The organism is Solirubrobacter soli DSM 22325, from assembly GCF_000423665.1.
Taxonomy (GTDB): domain Bacteria; phylum Actinomycetota; class Thermoleophilia; order Solirubrobacterales; family Solirubrobacteraceae; genus Solirubrobacter; species Solirubrobacter soli.
Map to the genome: position 1 here is coordinate 318,603 of NZ_KE384072.1, position 18,678 is coordinate 337,280.

Below are 18,678 nucleotides of genomic sequence, written 5' to 3' on the forward strand. Positions count from 1 at the left end.
GCGGACCATAACGTTCACCCCGCCTTCCTGCCGATCGCGACGAGGTACTCGGCCCGCAGCAGGAAGGAGCCGTCGCGCGCGGCGTTGAGCCGCTCGACGAGGTCGACGATCTCCGCCCGGCACTCCTCCCACCGGTCCTCGGCGGTGAGGCGCACGCGGGCCTTGACGGCCGGGCCGTAGTTGGTCTCCATGAACCGCGTCCAGGCCTCCGCGGACACGAACCGCCACGGGTTGTAGCCGCGCGCGAACGTCCACTCGACGCCCGAGCCGGCGAACAGCCGGCTCAGGTGCTCCTCGTTGCCCCACAGTGGCGGCGGCGAGGCGTAGCCGGGCGCGGGCGGCAGGTAGCGGCCGAGGATCGCGAGGAACCGGCCGATCGCCCCGTCGGGCGTCCAGTTGACGAGGCCGACGCGCCCGCACGGGCGGCAGACGCGCGCGAGCTCGTCCGCGGTGACCTCGTGGCGCGGCGCGAACTGCGCGCCGAAGACCGAGAGCACCATGTCGAACGACTCGTCGTCGAACGGGAGCGCCTCGGCGTCGCCCTCCAGCCAGTCGACGAACACGCCGGCGTGCACCGCACGCCGCTCGGCGATCTCCAGCAGATGCGGGGACAGGTCGAGGCCGACGACCCGCGCGCCCGCCCGGGCCGCGTGGATCGCCACGTTGCCGGTGCCCGCGGCGACATCGAGGACGTCCTCGCCGGGCGCGACGGGCAGGCGGGTGAACAGGTCGGCGGGCGGCGCCACGTCGACCAACTCGGCGACCGCGGCATAGTCGCCCGCGCTCCAGGTGGAGCGGTGGATCTCCTTCAAGTCGGCGAGAGGGGTCATCGTGGGGAACCTTGATCCGGGTCGCCTGCAGAAACCCTGCGGTGATCTTGCGGCACGGTTCGAAGCTACGGCTCGCCATGCGGGCCGTCATGGGGCATTCGCCCCAACTTCAGGTGATCAGCCCGTGGCGCATCGCATAGAGCGAGGCCTCGGCGCGGGTGGAGACGCCGAGCTTGGAGTAGATGCGTTCGACGTGGTTGCGGGCGGTCTTGTCGGCGATGGTGAGCCGGCGGGCGACGTCGCGGCTCGATGCCCCGCGGGCGACGAGCAGGAGGACCTCGAGCTCGCGCGCGGTCAGTCCGCCCGGGCGGGCTCGTTCGCGGGCGCCGCGGGTCGCGTGGCCGGCGGCGGCGAGGACGTCCTCGGCGGCGTCGGCGTCGATCCGGCCGGCGCGGGCCGCTTCTCTGAGCTCGACGGCGGCTTGTTCGGGAGTGCGGGCCGGGCGGTGCGGGCGGGCCTCGGTCATCGCGTGGTAGACGTCGGCGGCCGCGAGGATGCGCGCGGAGGGCGAGAGCGCGGAGCCGGGCAGGGTGCGGTGGTAGCCGGAGCCGTCGAGGCGCTCGTGGTGGCAGGCGGCGAGCGCGCCGAGCCCGGCGAGCGCCGTCGGGCGGGCGAGGACGCGCTCGGTGTAGTACGGGTGCAGGCGGACCCGCTCGCGCTCGGCGTCGGTCAGTGGGCCGGGTTTGTCCCAGATCGTGTTCGGCACGCCGGAGCGGCCGAGGTCGTGGACCAGGCCCGCCCGCTTGAGCTCCATGACCGCGTGCTCGGGAAGGCCTGCCCGCTGTGCGGCTCCGGCTGCCAGTCGGGCGACGCCGCGCGAGTGGCCCGTGAACCAGGGCGACTTGAGGTCGGCGAAGTCGGCCACCGCCTCGAGGGCCCCGTCGAGCGCGGCTTCGGTGAGCGGCGTGTCGAGCGCCGGCTCGGCGGCGATCACGGCGTCCCAGCTGGACTCGTCGGCGAGCTGGCCGAGCAGGTCGTGCGCGCAGTCGGCGAACGCCTCCGCCAGGCGCGGGTCGAACTGCCCGCCGGCCCGCTCCCGCGTGACCGCGATCGCGCCATCGACGCCGTGGACGCGGTGGTGGACCTCGGCGATCGAGGCGATGTGGACCAGCCGGATCGCGGGCGGCAGCGACTCCCCACTCGTCCCCTTCGGCAGCCCCTTCCCGTCCCAGCGCGAGAACACATGGAGCAGCGGCTGCTGGACCTCCGGCCCGAGCCCGAGCCGCTGCGCGAACACCGCCGCGACACGGCAGTGCGCCGTCATCGCCTCGGTCGCGCCACGCCCGCCGGTCGCCACGAGCGTCGCCGCCATCTGCGCTCGCTTCAGCGGCGGTCGCCCTTCCCCGACGCGGCGGAGCATGAACCCCATCAGCGGCAGCCCGGCGAGGTCGGTGTGATGGGCGTCCGCGCGCAACGCGATCTCGTCCCCGAACCGCGATGCCAGCTCGTGCGAGTCGGCCGTGCACCCGACCCATGCCAGCATCGCGACGTAGTACACCGCCGCGCGCTCCGCCGGCTCCACGCCCACGCGCTCCGCCAGCCCCAGCGCGATCCGGCACTGCCGCAGCACGTGCTCCTGCGGCAGCCCGAGCCCGAGGTCGGTCGCCAGCGACAAGGCCGCGATCAGCTCCGCCAGGCGCAGGCGCATGTCATTTGGAACCTACCAGCGGCGCGCGACGTTGCGACCGTGCCGCAGCGCGAGGTTGACCGCCACGAGCACGATCAGCGTGGTGAGGAGCGGCCACGCGAGCGCGGCGCGGCCGACCGCCAGGTACCCGATCGCGTAGATCGCGGCGAGCCCACCACCGAGCACGGTGACGAGTGAGGAGAGACCGATCGACAGGTCCCACAGAGGCGTGGTGGACGCGTCGCTGAACTGCTCGTAGGCGTCCTGGGCGTTGAGTTCGGGCATGGCCCGATCCTCCGCGCGCGGGTGGGTTCCCGCCAGGCACCCTGGCGGTGCGAGTTCACACCTCGCCGTCTTCGAGGCCGACCGCGTGCAGCTCGATCCGGTACACGAGGGTGTCCTCGTCGATCGGTCCCGCGTGGGCGGCGCGGGTGCGCAGCGTCTCGCGGTCGGGCTCGCCCGCGAGGCGGACGTCGTCCTCGGTGATCGCCGAGAACGGGACCAGCTCGACGGCGTCGATCTCGATCAGGCCGGGGCCGACCCGGTAGCGGCCGCCCGCCTTGACCTGCGGCCGTTTCCACAACCTGATCGACACGGTGATGTCGCCGGCCAGGACGTCGTCGCGCAATTCGCGGCTGAACTCCATGGCTAGAGCTTTTTCAAGAACACGTTGCCCGGGCCTCGGATGTCGTCGTACGTGGCGCGCTTGACGCTCCACGCCGCCCAGCGGTCCGTGAGCGCGACCTCGCCCTCCGGCCAGCGCCTGGAGCCGTAGCGGTCCAGCCGCTTGAGGATCTTGCCGTCCAGGTCGGCCAGGACGAGGCGATCGGGGCCGCTGTTCGCGTCCTCGGAGACGTAGAGCACGCGGCCCGCGGCGGTGGCGATCGACGACGCCCACAACCGCTTCGCGAGCACGCGCGGGGTGGGAGCGGCGAGGCTGAACGCGACGAGCCCGTCGCCGCCGACGGCGACGATGTTGCCCTGCTCGTCGATGTCGAACACCTCCCACGAGCTGCGCTTCGACGGGTAGGTGGCGAGGACGGCGCCGGTCGCGCGGTCGGCCACGGTGATCAGGTCGCCGCCGCCTCCAGGGGCATCGAGCCACGCGACGTACGGGCCGGCGACGCGCACCTGCCGCGACTCGCCGCGCGTGTCGATCTTGCGGCCGTCGACGTACACGCCGGCGCACGGCTGCTCGCCCATCACGCCGAGCACGACGGTGTCGCCGTCGACGGCGGTGGTGATGTTCGCGCCGGTGGTGCATCCGAGCGGATTGGTGAACGGCCCGCCGGCCGCAGAGACGAGCGGGGTGAACGTGCTCGACTCGCTCACGTAGTCGCTCCCCGAGTCGGTGACCCGCGAGTCGACGCGGGTGTAGACGATCCGCGTCGGCGACGCACTCACCGCGCCGGGCACGCCGGTGAAGGAGCGGCTGCGCTTCTTGCCCTTCGCCCGCTCGAACCGCGTCGCGACGCGCCCGTCGACCTTCACGGCGCCGCTGCCGTCGGTGTACTCCGTGCCCCACACCACGCTGTCACCGCTGATCGCGGGCCCGGCGAACGCCATCCCGTTGAAGCGCTTCGCGTGCGCCGCCGGAGCGGTCGCCAGGCTGAGCGCCGCGCACGCCAGAACGAGGCCCCGCTTCACGCCCGTGACCATACCCGTCGACGCACAGATCAAGCGCCGGCGACGATCTCAGGCGTACGCGTTCGACGAGGGCGAACGGTCAGTGCCAGCTCGCGGACGGTGGGTCCCACACCGTGTGCACGCTCGCGTCGCCACCGACCGAGAGCCATGTCTCTCCGCCGGCGGAGCCGCCTGACGCCGCCACCCATCCGTCACCGCGGCGCTGACACAGCCCGGCATAGGGCTGACTCGCGTTGTACTCCAGCAGTACGACCGCGTGCTGCCCGTCGGGCGACTGGCTCACGAGCCGCACCTCGCTGACCTCACCGTTGGGATCGTCGGATCGTGCCGCCGCCTCGGGGCTGGGAAAGACGCGATCCATGCCGCGAGCATCGCACACGCCGGCCTCCCATTCGTACTCACTCCAGCCGATCTCGCGGTCTCCCGCCACGTCCGCCATCGCCTCATAGATGGCTCGCTTGATCGCATGGACGGCCGACTCGCGATCCGCCGCGTCCAGGACGACGTCGACCTCGAGCCATCTGACCTGCTCGTCGTCGACCCCCGCGCCACGACGCGCGGCGAGGCGGGCGCGAACGACCGACCCCTCTGACGCCAGACGCGCGTAGGCGCGCGCTGCCCACGCCTCGATCGAGAGCCCGGCCGTAGCGATCCGGTTCTGCACGTTCAATCGCACGCGTCCGATGATGTCAGCGGCGCCGGAACGTAAGCTCCGGCGCCATGTCCGACTACTCGATCGTGAACCTGCGCGAAGCTGACGACGACACCGGCGGCCGCGTCGAGGGGATGCGCGGCGTCTTCGGCCGCAAGTACCTCGACTCCCGCGACCTCGGCGTGTCCCTCTGGTCCTTCGACGCCGGCGTCCGGCCGCCGTTCGCCCACTCCCACCGCGAGCAGGAGGAGGCGTACGTCGTCGTCGCGGGCTCCGGCCGGGTGCGCCTCGGCGACGAGGTGCGGGAGGTCAACGCGTGGGACGTCGTCCGCGTCGCGCCGCACGTCGTCCGCGGCTTCGAGGCCGGCCCGGACGGGCTCGAGCTGATCGCGGTCGGCGGCCCGAAGCCCGAGGGCGGCGACGGCGTGCCTTCAGACTCGCCCTGGCCGGAGTAGGGGCCCGAGCGCGACCCGGCCGCGCGGTCGCGGGGAGCGCAGGAGGCGGCGGACGAGCACGAACGGCGCGGCGAGCAGCGCGCCGACCGCCGCCACCAGCAGTGCCGCGACGACGAGCGCGACCGCGAGCGTGACCAGCAGCGCGAACGGCCCGGTCAGCATCAGCGCGAGGAGCAGCCAGGGAACCGCCACGAGCGCGACCGGCGGCCCGTAGACGGGGACCGCGCCGCTGAGCGGCTCGGTCTCGTCGACGATCTCGCGGAGTGTCATCGCGCGGCCCGGAGGATGAGGGCGGTCACGTCATCCGGATGCGAGATGTAGGACGCGTGGGACGAGTTGATCTCGACCGTGTGCGACTTCGCTCGCTTGGCCATGAAGCGCTGCGCGGCGGGGCTGATGACCTGGTCCTGGCGGCCGATCAGATACCAGGACGGGATCCGCTTCCATGCCGGTTCGGTCGACGGCTCCTGGATCGCGGCGAGTGACACCGGCCGCTGCGCGCTGGCCATCCGCGCGGCCGTCCGGGCGGGGACGTCGGCGGCGAACACCGGGTGGAAGCTCGCCGGATCGACGTAGAGGTCCGTGCCCTGCGTGCCGTCGGGCAGCGGGAACGGGCGCGGCCGCAACGTCTTGCCGAACTCGTTCGGGAACCGCTCGGTGATGCCGAGGTTGCTCTCCCCCACGTCCAGCGCGAGCGCGTTGAGATAGACGAGGGACTTCACGTTGCCGACGAGGTTCGCCGCCTCCGTGGTCACGGCGCCGCCGTAGGAGTGGGCGACGAGCACGATCGGCCCGTCGATCGTCTTCAGGACGCTCGCCACGTACGCGGCGTCGCTGGCGGGACCGCGCAAGGGGTTCGCCGGCGAGATGACCGTGTACCCGCGGTCCTGGAGACGATCGGTCACCGCGCCGAAGCCGGACGCGCCGGCGAACGCGCCGTGGACGAGCACGATCGTGGGCTTGGGCTGGCGCGCCGAGGCGCTGCCGGCAGGGAGCAACAGCACGGCCGCGACGGCCGCGACGACAAGTCGGAGCATGGAGACGATCCTTCGGTCGGATGTTCGGTCACTGGACCGTGACCGGATCACCCGCCGTTCTGTGACACCGCCGAGGTCAGGCGGCCGATGCCAGGTGGGCGCCGAACCACCGCTGCGTCGCGTGCGCGACCCGCTCGAGCGCCCGCGGCTGCGGGAAGCCGTGCGTGGCGCCGGGAACGACCACCGTGTGGGTCTCGCACCGGCGCAGGAGCGCGCGGGCGTCGCGGACCCAGCGCTGCTCGATGTGATCGTCCCCCGCGGCGATCAGGAGCGTGGGCGCGGTGATCGACAGCAGCACGTCGGGATCGGGCTCGTGGTGGCCGCCGGCGACGACGAGCGCGTCGGCGTCCTTGGCCGCGGCGAGCACCGTGTCGGCACCCTGCCCGAGTCCGACGAACCCGATTGCCAGACCCCGCGAGCGCACGCGCGCCGTCGCCTCCCCGAGCGCACCCGCGTCATCGAGTCGCAGCGTCGCGAAACCGGCGCCCGCCAGCGCCTCGGCGACGGTGAGGTCGACCGGCGGGACGAGCACCGTCAGCCCGCGCGCCGCCTCGGGGATCGAGAGGACGCCGTCGGCGTCGCGCGCCTGTTCCCCGCCCGGCAGCGGGACCGCCGTGTCCTCCGTCGAGGCCAGGAGCGGCTGGTCGTACCACTGCAGCAGGCTCGCGGCGAGCGGGGCGCAGCGGACGCAGATGACCTCGTCCAGCAGTTCGCCGAGAAAGGCGATCGCGTCCGCCGTGGCCACCGGCGCCGCGGCCACGACCCGGATCGCTCCCTGCCGCCGCGCCGCATACCCGGCCGCCGCGGCGGCACGTCCGGTCGCGATCCCGTCGCCCACGAGCACGACGGTCCGGCCCGTCAGGTCCGGGATCGGCGTCGTGCGTCGCGCCGTGCGGTCAGCCACCGCGTTCTCGGCCTCCTCGCGCGCGGTCGCGAGCGCCACCGCGTCCATCCGATACGTGCGCGCGAGCCGGTGGTCGATCACCGGCGGGCCGCCCTCCGCCACGGCGCCCACACGCTGCCCGGGCTCGCCGATGCGGGCGACGGCGATCACGCCGAACGGCGCGCCGAGCGCCTCGGCGGCCACCGCGCCGACCGGCACACCGCCGGGCTCGAGGGCGAGGATCACCGGGTCGTCGTCGCGCAGCCGCTCGAGCCGCGCGGCCAGGGCGAGCCCGGCGGTACGGCGGTCCGGGAACGGATGCTCGGGAGGATCGTGCACTTCCGCACGATCCTACGCCCTTACAGCTTCTGGGCCAGTTCGATGATCAGGCCCTCGGGGCCGCGGAGGTAGCAGAGCCGCCAGCTCGTCCCGTAGTCCTGGACCTCGCCGACGGTGTCGAAGCCCTTCTCGCGCATGCCATCGACGATCCTGTCGAGGTCGTCGACCTCGAAGAGGAGGTGCCGGAGGCCCAGCCGATTCGATGGAGCGGGCTGCGGGGTCTCGCCGCTCGCGGGTGCGTGGTACTTGACGAGCTCGAGCGTGCACGTGCGGTCGGGGGTGCGCACCATCATCAGCTCCGCGCGTACGCCGTCGAGGCCGTTGATCCGGTCCACGACCTCGCCGTCGACGTGCATCCGGCCATCGGACTCGAAGCCGAGGTCGAGGAAGAACGCGCCGACCGCGTCGAGATCGTCGACGACGACGCCCACATGTTCGAAACGCAGCATTCGCTCCACTTAACCATCGGGCGCGACATCCTCGAGCAGAGGGCGAGATCATCAAGTCGGTCGGCTTCGCGCTCGCCTTCGGCGTCCTCGTCGTGCGCATGACCCTGTGGCTGCCGCGGAAGCTTTCACCACTTCCGGTTCGCGCGCCGTCATAGTCGACGCCATGCCCTTCATCACCCCCGTTTCCGAAGACGAGGCGACGGGCGCCGTCGCCGCCATGTACGAGGCCGATCGCGAGATATTCGGCCACCTGCCGAACTTCACGCAGGGCTTCTCGCACCGGCCCGAGGTGTACGCCGCGTGGCGCCGGCTCAACGGGACGATCAAGGGCAACATGGACCTGCGGCGCTACGAGCTCGCGACGATCGCCGCGGCGACCCGGCTGCGCTCCAGCTACTGCACGCTCGCGCACGGCTCGGTGCTGCTGGACCAGTTCCTCGGCGCGGACGAGCTCCGTGCCGTGGTCGAGCACGACACCGCCGATCTCGACGCGGTCGACAAGGCCGTGCTCGAACTCGCCGACAAGGTCGCGATGGACGCCGCGTCGGTCACGGCGGACGACATCGACCGGCTGCGCGTGCTCGGGTTGAGCGATACCGAGATCCTCGACGTCGTGCTCGCCGCCGCGGCGCGCTGCTTCTTCAGCAAGGTGCTCGATGGCATCGGCGTCGAGCCGGACGCGAAGTTCGCCGCGCTCGAGCCCGAGCTTCGCGACGCCCTCACCGTCGGGCGCCCGATCGCGACGGCCTAGCGAGCCCAGCGGACCGTCGCCTCGGCGACGACGTCGCCGTCCTCGGCCGAGGCGCTCGCGTCCAGCTCCGTCACGAGCACGCGGAGGGCGGGGGCGGTGTCGTCGCCGAGCCAGGCGGCGGCGCGGTCGATCAAGGTGGGGAAGTTGACATGGAGGCGGGTGGCCGCTTCCGGCGCCGGCTCGGTCTTCAGCGCCGCGACCTCGCGCGCCAGGCCGGCGGAGGAGGCGACGACGAACGCGTCGCCGATGAGCCCGTAGACGACGCGTTGCGGGCCCGCGCCGGGGTCGAGCCCGGTGATCTCGTAGAGCTGCTCCGTTCCCCCGGCGGCCAGGCGGCGGACGTCGACGCCGGCCAGCAGCGCGAAGCTGCTCGGGGTCAGCGGTGCGTCCGGGGCGACCAGCAGCAGACTCGTCAGCCCGGTCGAGCCCAGCCCTTGCAGCCCTTCCAGGATTCCCGGGAGGTCGGGCTCGATGCGGTCCAGCAGCGTCCGCATCGCGGCGGGATCGCGGAGCGTGGAGCGGGCGGCGAACGACGTGCTGCCGTCGCGGTCGGGGCGCAGGATGCTCAGCGACGGCCCGGAGAACTGGCGCAGCACCGCGTCCTCGAACCGCACGCCCACCCGCTTCTCGAGCCCTTCGACACGACGGACGAAGCGCGAGTCGGGGTAGAGCTCGCGCGCGAGGCGGGCGAGGAAGACCGTGGTCTGGCTCTGGTTCGTCGACGCGCTGGAGATGCCCTCCTGCGGGGCGAGCGCGAGCGGGCCCGGTCCCGGGAGTGGGAGGTCCTTGTCCGCGAGCCCGTCGAAGTCCACGCGCGCGGTCGCCCGCGCGGCGTCCTTGCCGATCCGCAGCCGCGCCTCGGCGCCTCGCAGCGCCCGGCCGGCGCTGCCCGCCAGCACGCGCCGCAGCTCGTCGCGGTCCAGCCAAGCGCCGAGCACCGCCGGCGACGCGTGGGCGGCGATGAAGTCCTCGCCGAGCTCGGGCGGCACGGGCCCGTCGCTCTGCAGCCGCCGGCGCAGGATCCCGTCCGCCTGGTCCTCATCATCCGCGAGCACCGCGACCAGCGTGTCCCCGCCGATCACGGCCACACCCGTGCCGAGCCGCTGCGCACCTTCGATCCCCTCCATGGCGAGCGGCTCCAGCCCTTGCCCACGCAGCTTGTCCAGCAGGCGTTCGAGCGCCTTGGGGTCCTTCACGCGGTAGGACGCCGTGAGCGTGGTCGACGGTTGTCGCGCCGACCGTTCGCGGAGCGCGACCTCCACCGCGCGCTTGTCGAGCCGCTTCCCGTCGAAGTCGTAGTAGCGCACTCCGCCCTTCCCGTAGCGCGTCGCGTCCTCGTCGAGGAGCTCGAGCACGTGTTTCGCGTTCGCCGAGGGCGGCGGAGCGGGCTCGACGGACACGCCGATCAGCAGCCGGCCGCCGAGCAGCGGGCGGATGTCCTCCGCGAAGGACAACCCGGTCGTCGAGGCGAGCACGCCGAGCGCCCCGTCGAGCGTCGGCGGCGTGAACTCGCCTTCGTCGATGCCACCCTCCTGCACCGCGCGTGCGTACAGCCGCTTCACCTGCTGCCAGTTCGAGCTCCCGTAGTCGAGGTCGATCGCCACGATCGCATCCGAGCCAGGATCGAGGTGGCTCGCGGGGTCGGCGTCGCCACCGCATCCCCAGACCAGGATCGCAACCGCCACGGCGATGGCCAGCACGCGCCCCACGGCGCCCGTCTACCCACTGCGCGTCACCGGCAAGCCCGGCCTGAAGCGGCCCGTGCGGTCGACCGACCGCACCGTGGCACCGCGCGCCCGCAGCCGTTCGACCTCCTCGGCGCGCAGCCCGTCGGCGAGGACCAGGGAGACCGCGTCCAGCGACGCGATCGCCTGCCGCCCGCGGGCGGCCAGCTTGGACTCGTCGACGAGCAGCACCCGCTCCCCCGCCTGCTCGAGCATCGCGAGCTTGACCGCCGCCTCGAGCTCGTCCGCGTCGGTCAGCATCCCTCCGGCGGTGACACCGGTCACGCTCAGGAACGCCTTGTCGGCGAAGTGCTCGCGGATCGTGCGGACCGACGACGGGCCCACGTAGGAGCCCGTCAGCCGCCGCAGCATCCCGCCGATCGCGTAGAGCTCGACCTGCGGGTCCTCGCACGCGGCCAGGACCTGCATCACGGGGCCGCTGTTGGTGATGACGCGCAGGCCGAGGCCGCCCTCGGCGATCCGGCGGGCGACGAAGAACGCGGTGGAGGACGAGTCCAGGAACACCGTCTCACCGCCCGCCAGCAGCGCGTAAGCCGCTTCCGCGAGGCGCATCTTGGCCTCGGTCGCCACGCCCACCCGCTGTGTGAACGAGTCCTCGGGCACGGCGACCGACGGCAGCACCGCGCCGCCGTGCGTGCGGCGTGCGCTGCCTCCCTGTTCCAGCGCTTCGAGGTCGCGCCGCGCCGTCATCGGCGAGACGCCGAAGCGCGTCTGCAGCTGGCTGACCGTGACCGCGCCGCTCTCGAGCAGCATCGCACGGATCTGTTCACGACGGGTCGCGGCCAGCATCGTCATCAGGGGTCGTGGTGGACAACGTGAACGTGAGCGTCCGGCTGTACGCGCCGGTCCGCAGGGCATCGCCGGCGCCGATGTGCTGCTTGAACGCGATCGTCACCGAATCGTGTGACATCGGCGCCGTCCAGGCCTTGCCGACGTCGACCGTCGTCGTGTAGGTGCCGACGCCCGAGACGTCCGTCAGCGCCGGGATCGCGCTCCAGGCGGGCAGGGTCGTGCCGGTCACGCTGACGGTGCGACCGTCGCTGAGCGTGCTGCTCACGGTTCCCGCCGTCGTCGCGCGGGCGACGATGTGCTCGCCGGCGTGAGCGCCGGGGCCGCCGGGTCCTCAGCCGCGCCCGCGAGTGCCGGCGCGGCCGGCGAGCCGACGACCGCCGACGTCGCGGCGGCAACCGCTATGCGTTGCAATGCTCTCTCCTCCGATCGGGTGGCCCAGGATCACCCCCTGAGTCCAGGCTCGTAACGGGGGCCACCCTCGACTTCGCGCGCTTCGCGTACGGGTCGCGCGGCGTTCGTATGAGGGTTCAGTTGCGTGTCTGAGCCCGGGTCGTTATGGTCGTTTTCTCCGCGTCGATAGCCATGCTCAACCGGAATCGACCGGGTCCGGTCCAGAGGAGGAGAACGCCGCCGTGCCCCATGCCTCGTGGCGAGGAACGATCCTGGCTGCGCTCGCCAGCTACATCGACGCCGGCTCGATCGTCGCCGGCGCTGCCGGGCTCGCGCTGTGGGCGGAGGAGTATGGCCTCAGCACCTCGACCGTCGGGCTGATCGCGGCGTTCAGCTCCAACGCGATCTCGGCCGGCGTCGGCGCGCTCGCCGGCGGCTGGCTCGCCGACCGCTACGGCCGCACCCGCGTCTACCGCTGGGACCTGCTCCTGTACGCGTTCGGCCTGCTTTGGATCATCTTCGCCGTCTCGCCCTGGATGCTCGTGCTCGGGTACGTGCTCACCGGGCTCGCCGTCGGCGCCGACGTCCCCGCCTCGTGGACGCTCGTCACCGAGACCGCGCCGAACGGACGACGCGGCCAGCGCACCGGCGTCGCCCAATTGCTGTGGTCGCTCGGCCCGCTCGTGGTCCTGCTCCTCGCACTCGCCCTCTCAGACCTCGGCGTGCTCGGCATCCGCCTGATCTTCGCCCACCTGCTGGTGGTCTCGCTCGTCCTCTGGGTGCTGCGCGGGCGCATGGAGGAGTCGCGCGACTGGGAGACGGCGACGTCGACCTCGCGGGTCACGCTCGCGGGCGTGCGCGAGCTCTTCAAGCCCGCCTATCTCCCGCCGCTGCTGCTGCTCGCCGGCATGTACGGCATCTGGAACCTGAAGGCCGGCACCGGCGGCTTCTTCATGCCGTACATCTTGCGAACCGTCGGGGCGCAGACCCAGGGCCAGGCGCTCGCGCTGCAGGGAGCCGGGTTCCTGCTCGGCATGATCGTCACCTTCACGATCTTCATGCGCCTGGTCGACCGCTCCAACCAGGCCCGCCTCTACGGCGCCGGGATCGCGTTGCAGGCCGGCAGCATGCTGATCCTCGCCCTCTTCCCGTTGACCACCACCGTGGCGCTCGTCTACGTGGCGATCGGCGGCGCGGGCGGCGGCCTCGGCGCGCAGGGCTTCTTCGGACTCTGGAGCACCGAGTCGTTCCCGACCGCGCTGCGCGCCACGGCGCTCGGGCTGATGTTCGCGGTCGTGCGGATCGCCCTCGGCATCTGGAGCCTGTTCGTCCCCGCGATCACCGCGGCGGGCTTCGCGACGCTCGCGTGGATGCTGACCGCCTTCGTACTCATCAGCGGGGTGTTCGGCTTCTGGTACCTGCACCGCCGTCGGCCGTCCCGCGCGCGGGTCGGCCTGGCGGCGTTTCATCCGGATGGGGTGATGTAGCCCACCGCCCCTGGCTGGCACGATCGCGCCCAGCCGGCCGGACGAGGAGGCGTGTTGATGCTGCGGCAGGGCCCAGAGGTGACCAAGCTGCTCCCAGAGTTGACGGACGACCTGAAGCGGCTGGTCGCGATCCCGTCCGTGTCGGTGCCGGGACGCATCGACGACGCGCTGTTGGAGGCGTTCGAGCTGACGAGCGCGCTGTTCGCGGACGCGGGCGTCGAGGTCGGGCGCCTCGACCTGCCGGACACCGCGCCGGTGGTCACGGGATCGATCCCAGCGCCGCCGGGCGCGCCGACCGTGCTGCTGTACAGCCACTACGACGTGGTGCCGGCGGGGGACGAGTCGCTGTGGGACTCGCCGCCGTTCGTGCCCACCGAGCGCGACGGGGCGCTGTTCGGCCGCGGCGCGGCGGACACGAAGTCCAACATCGTCATGCATGTCGGCGCGTTGCGGGCATGGGGCGGTACGCCGCCGGTCGGGATCAAGCTCTGCATCGAGGGCTACGAGGAGATCGGCAGCGGCGCGCTGACCAGCTACCCGGCGACGGACCCAGAGCGGTTCGGCGCGGACGCGCTGATCATCGGCGACATGGGCTCGATCCAGCCCGGCATGCCGACGCTGACGACCGCGCTGCGCGGCATGGCGAACGTGATCGTCGAGGCGCGGACGCTCGAGTCCGGCAAGCACAGCGGCCAATACGGCGGCGCGGCGCCGGACGCGCTCCTGGCCGTCCTGCAGGCGATCGCCACCCTGCACGACGAGCACGGGAACGTCGCGGTCGCGGGTCTGGACCGCAACGAGTGGGACGGTCCCGGCCAGCCGGAGGAGGACTTCCGGCGGCTCGGCACCGTGCTCGACGGCGTGCCGCTGATCGGCACCGGCGGGCTCGGCTCGCGCGTCTGGTCCGGGCCGGCGATCACGGTGATCGGGATCGACGTCCCGTCCGTCGACGGGGCGGTGAACGCGGTCTCCCCGCACGCCCGCGCCGTGCTCAACGTGCGCGTCCACCCCGGCCAGGACGCGGTCGAGGCGCAGGACGCCGTGATCGCGCACCTGCGCGCCGTCAAGCCGTTCGGAATCGAGCTCGACGTGCAGCGCGGACCGACCGGGAACGGGTTCGCGGCGCAGACCGACGGGCCCGCGTACGCGGCGGCCCGAGCCGTGTGGTCGGAGGCCTGGGGCCGCGACGTGCTGCTGGCGGGCAGCGGCGGCTCGATCCCGATCGTGAGCGCGCTCGCCGGCGCGCTGCCCGACGCCGAGGCGCTGCTGATCGGTACCACCGACGGCTACGCGAACATCCACGGCCCGAACGAGCGTGTCCTCCTCGACGAGTTCGAGAAGGCGATCGTCGCCGAGGCGGCGTTCTTCGGCGAGTACGCGAAGCGCTGGAGCTGACGCGATGCAACGGCTCCTCGACGCCATCGAGCGTCTCGGGAACAAGATGCCGGACCCGGCGCTCCTGTTCGTCTGGCTCTGCATCGGCGTGATCGTGCTCTCGCAGGCGCTGTCGTACTTCGACATCAAGGTCACGTACGAGGTCGTCTCGCCGCCGCCGTTGCCGGCGACCGAGACGTACTACGGCGGATCGATCGACCCGGTCTACGTCGGGCCGTATGAGCACGAGCCCGCCGAGGCATACAAGCTCCATACCGAGACGACCGAGATCAGGGGCCTGCTGACGGTCGACGGCGTCCGCTTCCTCTTCACGTCCTTCGTCGACAACTTCCGCAACTTCAGCGCGGTGGCGATCATCCTGGTGGTGATGATCGGCGTCGGCCTGGCGGAGGCCGCCGGGCTGATCGCGGCGCTGATCCGCAAGCTGGTCGCGGTCTCGTCGCCGGGCATGCTGACGTTCATCATCGTGCTGCTCGGGATGATCTCGAGCGTCGCGTCCGATGCGGGCTACCTGGTGTTGATCCCGCTCGGGGCGGTGGCGTTCAAGAGCGTTGGACGCAACCCGCTGGCGGGCATCGCGGCCGCGTTCGCGGGCGTCGCGGCGGGCTTCGGCGTCAACTTCCTGATCACGCCGCTGGACGGCGTCCTGACCGAGATCACCAACGACGCGTCCGCGCTGGCCGACCCGAACGCCGAGATCGATCTCGCCGCGAACCTCTTCTTCGGCATCGCGAGCGCGCTCTTCGTGACCGTCGTGCTGACCTTCGTGTCATCGCGGATGGTCGAGCCGCGCCTGGGCACCTACGATCCCGCGGACGCGGGCTCTTCGCCGGAGGAGGAGCCCGAGGTCGACGCCGAAGGCGAGGCGCGCGGCCTGCGCTACGCGATGTGGGCGGCGCTCGGCACCGTCGCCGTGATCACGCTGTTGACGGTCATCCCGGGCGCGCCGCTGCGCAACCCGGAGACCGGGGACGTGATCGGCGACTCGCCGTTCATGGACAGCCTGATCGTGATCATCGCCTCGATCTTCTTCGCCGCGGGCATCGGGTACGGCCACGGCGCGGGCACGATCAAGGGCTCGCAGCAGATCCTCGGTTCGATCACGAAGTCGTGGGCGACCCTCGCGAGCCTGCTGTTCCTGTTCCTGCTGATCGCGCAGTTCATCGCGTACTTCAACTACTCGAACATGGCGCAGGTGGCCGCGGTCAAGCTCGGCGACCAGCTCGAGCAGGCTGACATCGGCGCGGTCTGGCTGCTGATCGGCTTCATCATCGTCACGATGATCGTCGACCTGATCATGCCGGCGGCGATCGCGAAGTGGGCGATCCTCGCGCCGATCTTCATCCCGCTGCTGATCCGGCTCGGCGTGACGCCGCAGACCGTGCTCGCGGCGTACCGCGTGGGCGACTCGCCCCTGAACGTCGTGACGCCACTGATGGCGTACTTCCCGCTGATCGTGGTGTTCGTCCAGCGCTACTCGAAGAGCGCGGGCATAGGCACGGTGGTGTCGATGATGATCCCGTTCGTGATCGTGCTGTCGGTGGCATGGACGCTGTTCTTCGTCGTCTGGTACCTGCTCGGCATCCCACTCGGGCCGGGGGCGCCGATCCACACCTGATGTTCGTCTCGACCGGGGCGCTGCCCGCGCCCGAGGATGTGCAGGCCGCCGTCGACGAGGCCTACGCGCGCTCGCGCGACGACACGTCCGGGACCGTCTCGGACGTCTACCCCGCTTTGGAGCGGGTGCCGCCGGACCTCTTCGGCATCTGCGTCGTCGGCACGAGCGGCACGACGTACGCGGTGGGCGACGCCGACCGCGAGTTCACGATCATGAGCGTCTCGAAGCCGTTCGTCTTCGCGCTCGTGTGCGAGCGGCTCGGCGCGGCCGAGCTGCGCTCCCGGATCGGCGTCAACGCCACCGGGCTGGCGTTCAATTCGGCCGAGGCCGTCGAGCGCGGGGTTGGCGGGCGGACGAACCCGATGGTCAACTCCGGCGCGATCGCCACCACCAGCTTCGCCCCCGATTGGGCGTTCCTGCGCGACGGGCTCTCCCGCTTCGCGGGCCGCGAGCTCGTGCTCGACCACGAGGTCTACGCGTCGGCGAGCGCGACCAACGCGCGCAACCAGGCGCTCGCGCGGCTCGTGGAGCTCGGCCGCGATCCGGCCGAGGCGGTCGATCTCTACACCCGCCAATGCTCGCTGCGCGTGACCGCGCACGATCTCGCGGTGATGGGCGCCACACTGGCCGACGGCGGTGTCAACCCGGTCACGCGCGAGCGTGTGATCGACGCCTCGGTCTGCCACTACACGCTGGCGGTGATGCTCACCGCGGGCCTGTACGAGACGTCCGGCGAATGGCTCTACGACGTCGGGCTCCCGGCGAAGAGCGGGATCGGCGGTGGGATCGTGACCGTGTCGCCCGGCAAGGGCGGGGTGGGAACGTTCGCGCCGCGCCTCGACACGGCCGGCAACAGCGTCCGAGGCCAGCAGGTCGCGCGGCACCTGTCGTCGGAGCTCGGGATGGACCTGCTGATCTCGAGCCCCGATGGCTGACAGCACGATCACCTTCGTGGTGCTCGGCGCCGCCGTCGGGCTGTTCGTCTGGGACCGGATTCCGGTGGCGATCGTCGCGCTCGGCGTCGCGCTCTCGCTGTGGGCGACGGACGTGCTCGACCTCGAGCAGGCGCTGGCGGGGTTCGGCGACCCCGCGGTGCTCTTCATCGCGTCGCTGTTCGTGGTCAGCGAGGGGTTGGAGGCGTCGGGCGTGACGGCGTGGGTCGGGCAGGCGCTGGTCGAGCGGGTGGGCTCCAGCCGGACGAAGCTGATCGTCTACACGCTGCTGCTGGTGGCGGTGCTGACGGCGCTGATCAACGTCAACGGCGCGGTCGCGGCGCTCGTGCCGGTCGCGGTCGTGCTCGCCGTGCGGACCGGGCGCCCGCCGTCGCAGCTGCTCCTGCCGCTGGCGTTCGGCGCGCATGCGGGTTCGCTGCTCGCGCTGACGGGGACGCCGGTGAACGTGATCGTCGCTGAGGCGGCCGAGAACGCGGGCACCAGCATCGGGTTCTTCGAGTTCGCGCTCGTGGGCCTGCCGCTGACGGCGGGCGTGATCCTGATCGTGCTGCTGTTCGGCGAGCGGCTGCTGCCACACCGCGCGGCGCGCTCGATCGCCCCGGACTTCAGCGATCACGCGCGGACGCTCGCGGCGCAGTACGAGCTCGACCACGAGGGGTTGATGACCCGCCGCCACGGCGTCGCCGAGGTCGTGATCCCGCCGCGGTCGACGCTCGCCGGTGACATCGTCTTCCCCGGCATGGTCACCCCCAGCGGCGATCTCGTGATCGAGGCCGTGCAGCGCGCAGGCGAGGACACCGGGCCGGGCGAGACCGTGTTGGCGGAGGGTGACACGCTGCTCCTGCGCGGGAGCTGGTCGGCGCTGGACGTCCATCTCGACGACCCGAAGGTGCTGGTCGTCGACCCGCCCGAGGTCGTCCGCCGCCAGGCCGTCCCGCTCGGCGCGGGCGCGAAGCCGGCGATCGCGGTCCTGGCCGCGATGGTGCTCCTGCTCGCGACGGGCGCGGTCCCGGCCGCCGTCGCGGGTCTGCTGGCCGCCATCGCGATGGTCCTCACGCGCGTGCTGACCGTCGAGCAGGCGCAGCGTGGCATCTCGTGGACGACGGTCGTGCTGGTCGCGGGGATGATCCCGCTGTCCACCGCGATGGTGCAGTCAGGTGCGGCGCAGCAGCTCGCCGACCGGCTCGTCGACATCGTCGGCGACGCCGGCCCGCGCGCGCTCCTGCTCGGCCTGTTCGTGCTGACCGCGGTCCTCGGCCAGTTGATCTCGAACATGGCGACGGCGCTGATCGTGATCCCGATCGCCGTCTCGGCCGCCGCCGAGATGGACGTGTCGGCCAAGCCGGTGCTGATGGCCGTGACGATCTCCGCGGCCGCCGCGTTCCTCACCCCCGTCGCCACCCCGGCCAACCTGATGGTCATGGGGCCGGGCGGCTATCGCTTCGCCGACTACTGGAAGCTCGGGCTGCCGCTCCTCCTGCTGTTCGGGGCGGTCGCCGTCCTCCTGGTCCCGCTGATCTGGTCGTTCTAGCAGCGAGTGCGCCGAGCACCGAGACCGGCGCGTGCCAGCCCTCGCCGGCCACGAGCGTCGTCTTCTCGCCGGCGAGCAGTTCTGCGGCGCGGAGCAT

Annotated in this window: 20 protein-coding genes; 7 read left to right on the plus strand and 13 right to left on the minus strand. The window is 72.1% G+C overall.

Features of this window, described 5'->3' with window-relative positions; all coding sequences use genetic code 11:
- Nucleotides 1–14: 14 nt before the first annotated feature.
- The 6 genes from G569_RS0140460 to G569_RS0140485 all read right to left on the minus strand — a co-directional run bounded on the left by G569_RS0140460 (nt 15) and on the right by G569_RS0140485 (nt 4,780).
- Nucleotides 15–830: a class I SAM-dependent methyltransferase gene (locus tag G569_RS0140460; protein ID WP_028067628.1), complete on the minus strand. Its 816-nt coding sequence runs from the start codon at nt 828–830 to the stop codon at nt 15–17.
- Nucleotides 831–939: 109 nt separating this feature from the next.
- Entirely contained in the window at nt 940–2,478 is a 1,539-nt protein-coding gene (locus G569_RS66220; RefSeq protein WP_028067629.1) for an HD domain-containing phosphohydrolase, read from the minus strand.
- A 12-nt stretch (nt 2,479–2,490) separates the two neighbouring features.
- Nucleotides 2,491–2,742 carry a hypothetical protein gene (locus tag G569_RS0140470; protein WP_028067630.1) on the minus strand — a complete coding sequence of 84 codons (252 nt, stop codon included), beginning with the start codon at nt 2,740–2,742 and terminating at the stop codon, nt 2,491–2,493.
- Nucleotides 2,743–2,797: 55 nt separating this feature from the next.
- The gene (locus G569_RS60070; RefSeq protein ID WP_053227730.1) at nt 2,798–3,103 is read right to left on the minus strand and encodes an ASCH domain-containing protein; all 306 of its coding nucleotides are present in this window, start codon (nt 3,101–3,103) and stop codon (nt 2,798–2,800) included.
- Between the two features lie 2 nt (nt 3,104–3,105).
- The gene (locus tag G569_RS0140480) at nt 3,106–4,104 is read right to left on the minus strand and encodes a hypothetical protein (RefSeq protein WP_157592641.1); all 999 of its coding nucleotides are present in this window, start codon (nt 4,102–4,104) and stop codon (nt 3,106–3,108) included.
- Between the two features lie 79 nt (nt 4,105–4,183).
- Nucleotides 4,184–4,780: a hypothetical protein gene (locus G569_RS0140485; RefSeq protein WP_157592642.1), complete on the minus strand. Its 597-nt coding sequence runs from the start codon at nt 4,778–4,780 to the stop codon at nt 4,184–4,186.
- A 44-nt stretch (nt 4,781–4,824) separates the two neighbouring features.
- On the opposite strand from G569_RS0140485, the gene G569_RS60075 reads away from it, so the two are divergent.
- On the plus strand, nt 4,825–5,211 hold the full coding sequence (locus tag G569_RS60075; RefSeq protein WP_053227731.1) for a cupin domain-containing protein: 387 nt from the start codon (nt 4,825–4,827) through the stop codon (nt 5,209–5,211).
- Here G569_RS60075 and G569_RS0140495 read toward each other — a convergent pair.
- The 4 genes from G569_RS0140495 to G569_RS0140510 all read right to left on the minus strand — a co-directional run bounded on the left by G569_RS0140495 (nt 5,188) and on the right by G569_RS0140510 (nt 7,919).
- Entirely contained in the window at nt 5,188–5,481 is a 294-nt protein-coding gene (locus G569_RS0140495; RefSeq protein WP_028067633.1) for a hypothetical protein, read from the minus strand. The two genes, G569_RS60075 and G569_RS0140495, sit on opposite strands and share 24 nt — an antisense overlap.
- Complete coding sequence (locus G569_RS0140500; RefSeq protein ID WP_053227732.1) at nt 5,478–6,248, minus strand: alpha/beta fold hydrolase; 771 nt, start codon at nt 6,246–6,248, stop codon at nt 5,478–5,480. Before G569_RS0140500 ends, G569_RS0140495 begins: the two co-directional genes overlap by 4 nt.
- A 76-nt stretch (nt 6,249–6,324) precedes the next feature.
- Nucleotides 6,325–7,470, minus strand: coding sequence for a phosphoribosyltransferase family protein (locus tag G569_RS0140505; RefSeq protein WP_028067635.1), 1,146 nt, complete (start codon nt 7,468–7,470; stop codon nt 6,325–6,327).
- Nucleotides 7,471–7,490: 20 nt separating this feature from the next.
- A complete protein-coding gene (locus tag G569_RS0140510; protein WP_037502588.1) occupies nt 7,491–7,919 on the minus strand; it encodes a VOC family protein in 429 nt (142 codons plus the stop codon).
- A gap of 163 nt (nt 7,920–8,082) precedes the next feature.
- On the opposite strand from G569_RS0140510, the gene G569_RS0140515 reads away from it, so the two are divergent.
- On the plus strand, nt 8,083–8,670 hold the full coding sequence (locus G569_RS0140515) for a carboxymuconolactone decarboxylase family protein (protein ID WP_028067637.1): 588 nt from the start codon (nt 8,083–8,085) through the stop codon (nt 8,668–8,670).
- Here G569_RS0140515 and G569_RS0140520 read toward each other — a convergent pair.
- Genes G569_RS0140520 through G569_RS63455 form a run of 3 tightly spaced genes read right to left on the minus strand, consistent with a single transcriptional unit; the run spans nt 8,667 to nt 11,472 of the window.
- Nucleotides 8,667–10,379, minus strand: a complete 1,713-nt coding sequence (locus G569_RS0140520; RefSeq protein WP_028067638.1) for a hypothetical protein — start codon at nt 10,377–10,379, stop codon at nt 8,667–8,669. The genes G569_RS0140515 and G569_RS0140520 overlap by 4 nt on opposite strands.
- Before the next feature lie 9 nt (nt 10,380–10,388).
- The gene (locus tag G569_RS55795; protein ID WP_169542357.1) at nt 10,389–11,210 is read right to left on the minus strand and encodes a DeoR/GlpR family DNA-binding transcription regulator; all 822 of its coding nucleotides are present in this window, start codon (nt 11,208–11,210) and stop codon (nt 10,389–10,391) included.
- A complete protein-coding gene (locus tag G569_RS63455) occupies nt 11,182–11,472 on the minus strand; it encodes a hypothetical protein (protein WP_037502591.1) in 291 nt (96 codons plus the stop codon). Before G569_RS63455 ends, G569_RS55795 begins: the two co-directional genes overlap by 29 nt.
- 367 nt (nt 11,473–11,839) lie before the next feature.
- On the opposite strand from G569_RS63455, the gene G569_RS55805 reads away from it, so the two are divergent.
- The 5 genes from G569_RS55805 to G569_RS0140560 are packed head-to-tail and all read left to right on the plus strand — an operon-like array spanning nt 11,840 to nt 18,581.
- Nucleotides 11,840–13,084 carry an MFS transporter gene (locus tag G569_RS55805; RefSeq protein WP_064750569.1) on the plus strand — a complete coding sequence of 415 codons (1,245 nt, stop codon included), beginning with the start codon at nt 11,840–11,842 and terminating at the stop codon, nt 13,082–13,084.
- A 57-nt stretch (nt 13,085–13,141) separates the two neighbouring features.
- Nucleotides 13,142–14,479, plus strand: a complete 1,338-nt coding sequence (locus G569_RS0140545) for a M20/M25/M40 family metallo-hydrolase (RefSeq protein ID WP_028067639.1) — start codon at nt 13,142–13,144, stop codon at nt 14,477–14,479.
- A gap of 4 nt (nt 14,480–14,483) precedes the next feature.
- Entirely contained in the window at nt 14,484–16,097 is a 1,614-nt protein-coding gene (locus G569_RS0140550) for an AbgT family transporter (protein WP_028067640.1), read from the plus strand.
- On the plus strand, nt 16,097–17,032 hold the full coding sequence (gene glsA, locus G569_RS0140555; protein WP_037502594.1) for a glutaminase A: 936 nt from the start codon (nt 16,097–16,099) through the stop codon (nt 17,030–17,032). Before G569_RS0140550 ends, glsA begins: the two co-directional genes overlap by 1 nt.
- Nucleotides 17,025–18,581, plus strand: a complete 1,557-nt coding sequence (locus G569_RS0140560) for an SLC13 family permease (protein WP_028067642.1) — start codon at nt 17,025–17,027, stop codon at nt 18,579–18,581. Before glsA ends, G569_RS0140560 begins: the two co-directional genes overlap by 8 nt.
- Nucleotides 18,582–18,678: the final 97 nt, after the last annotated feature.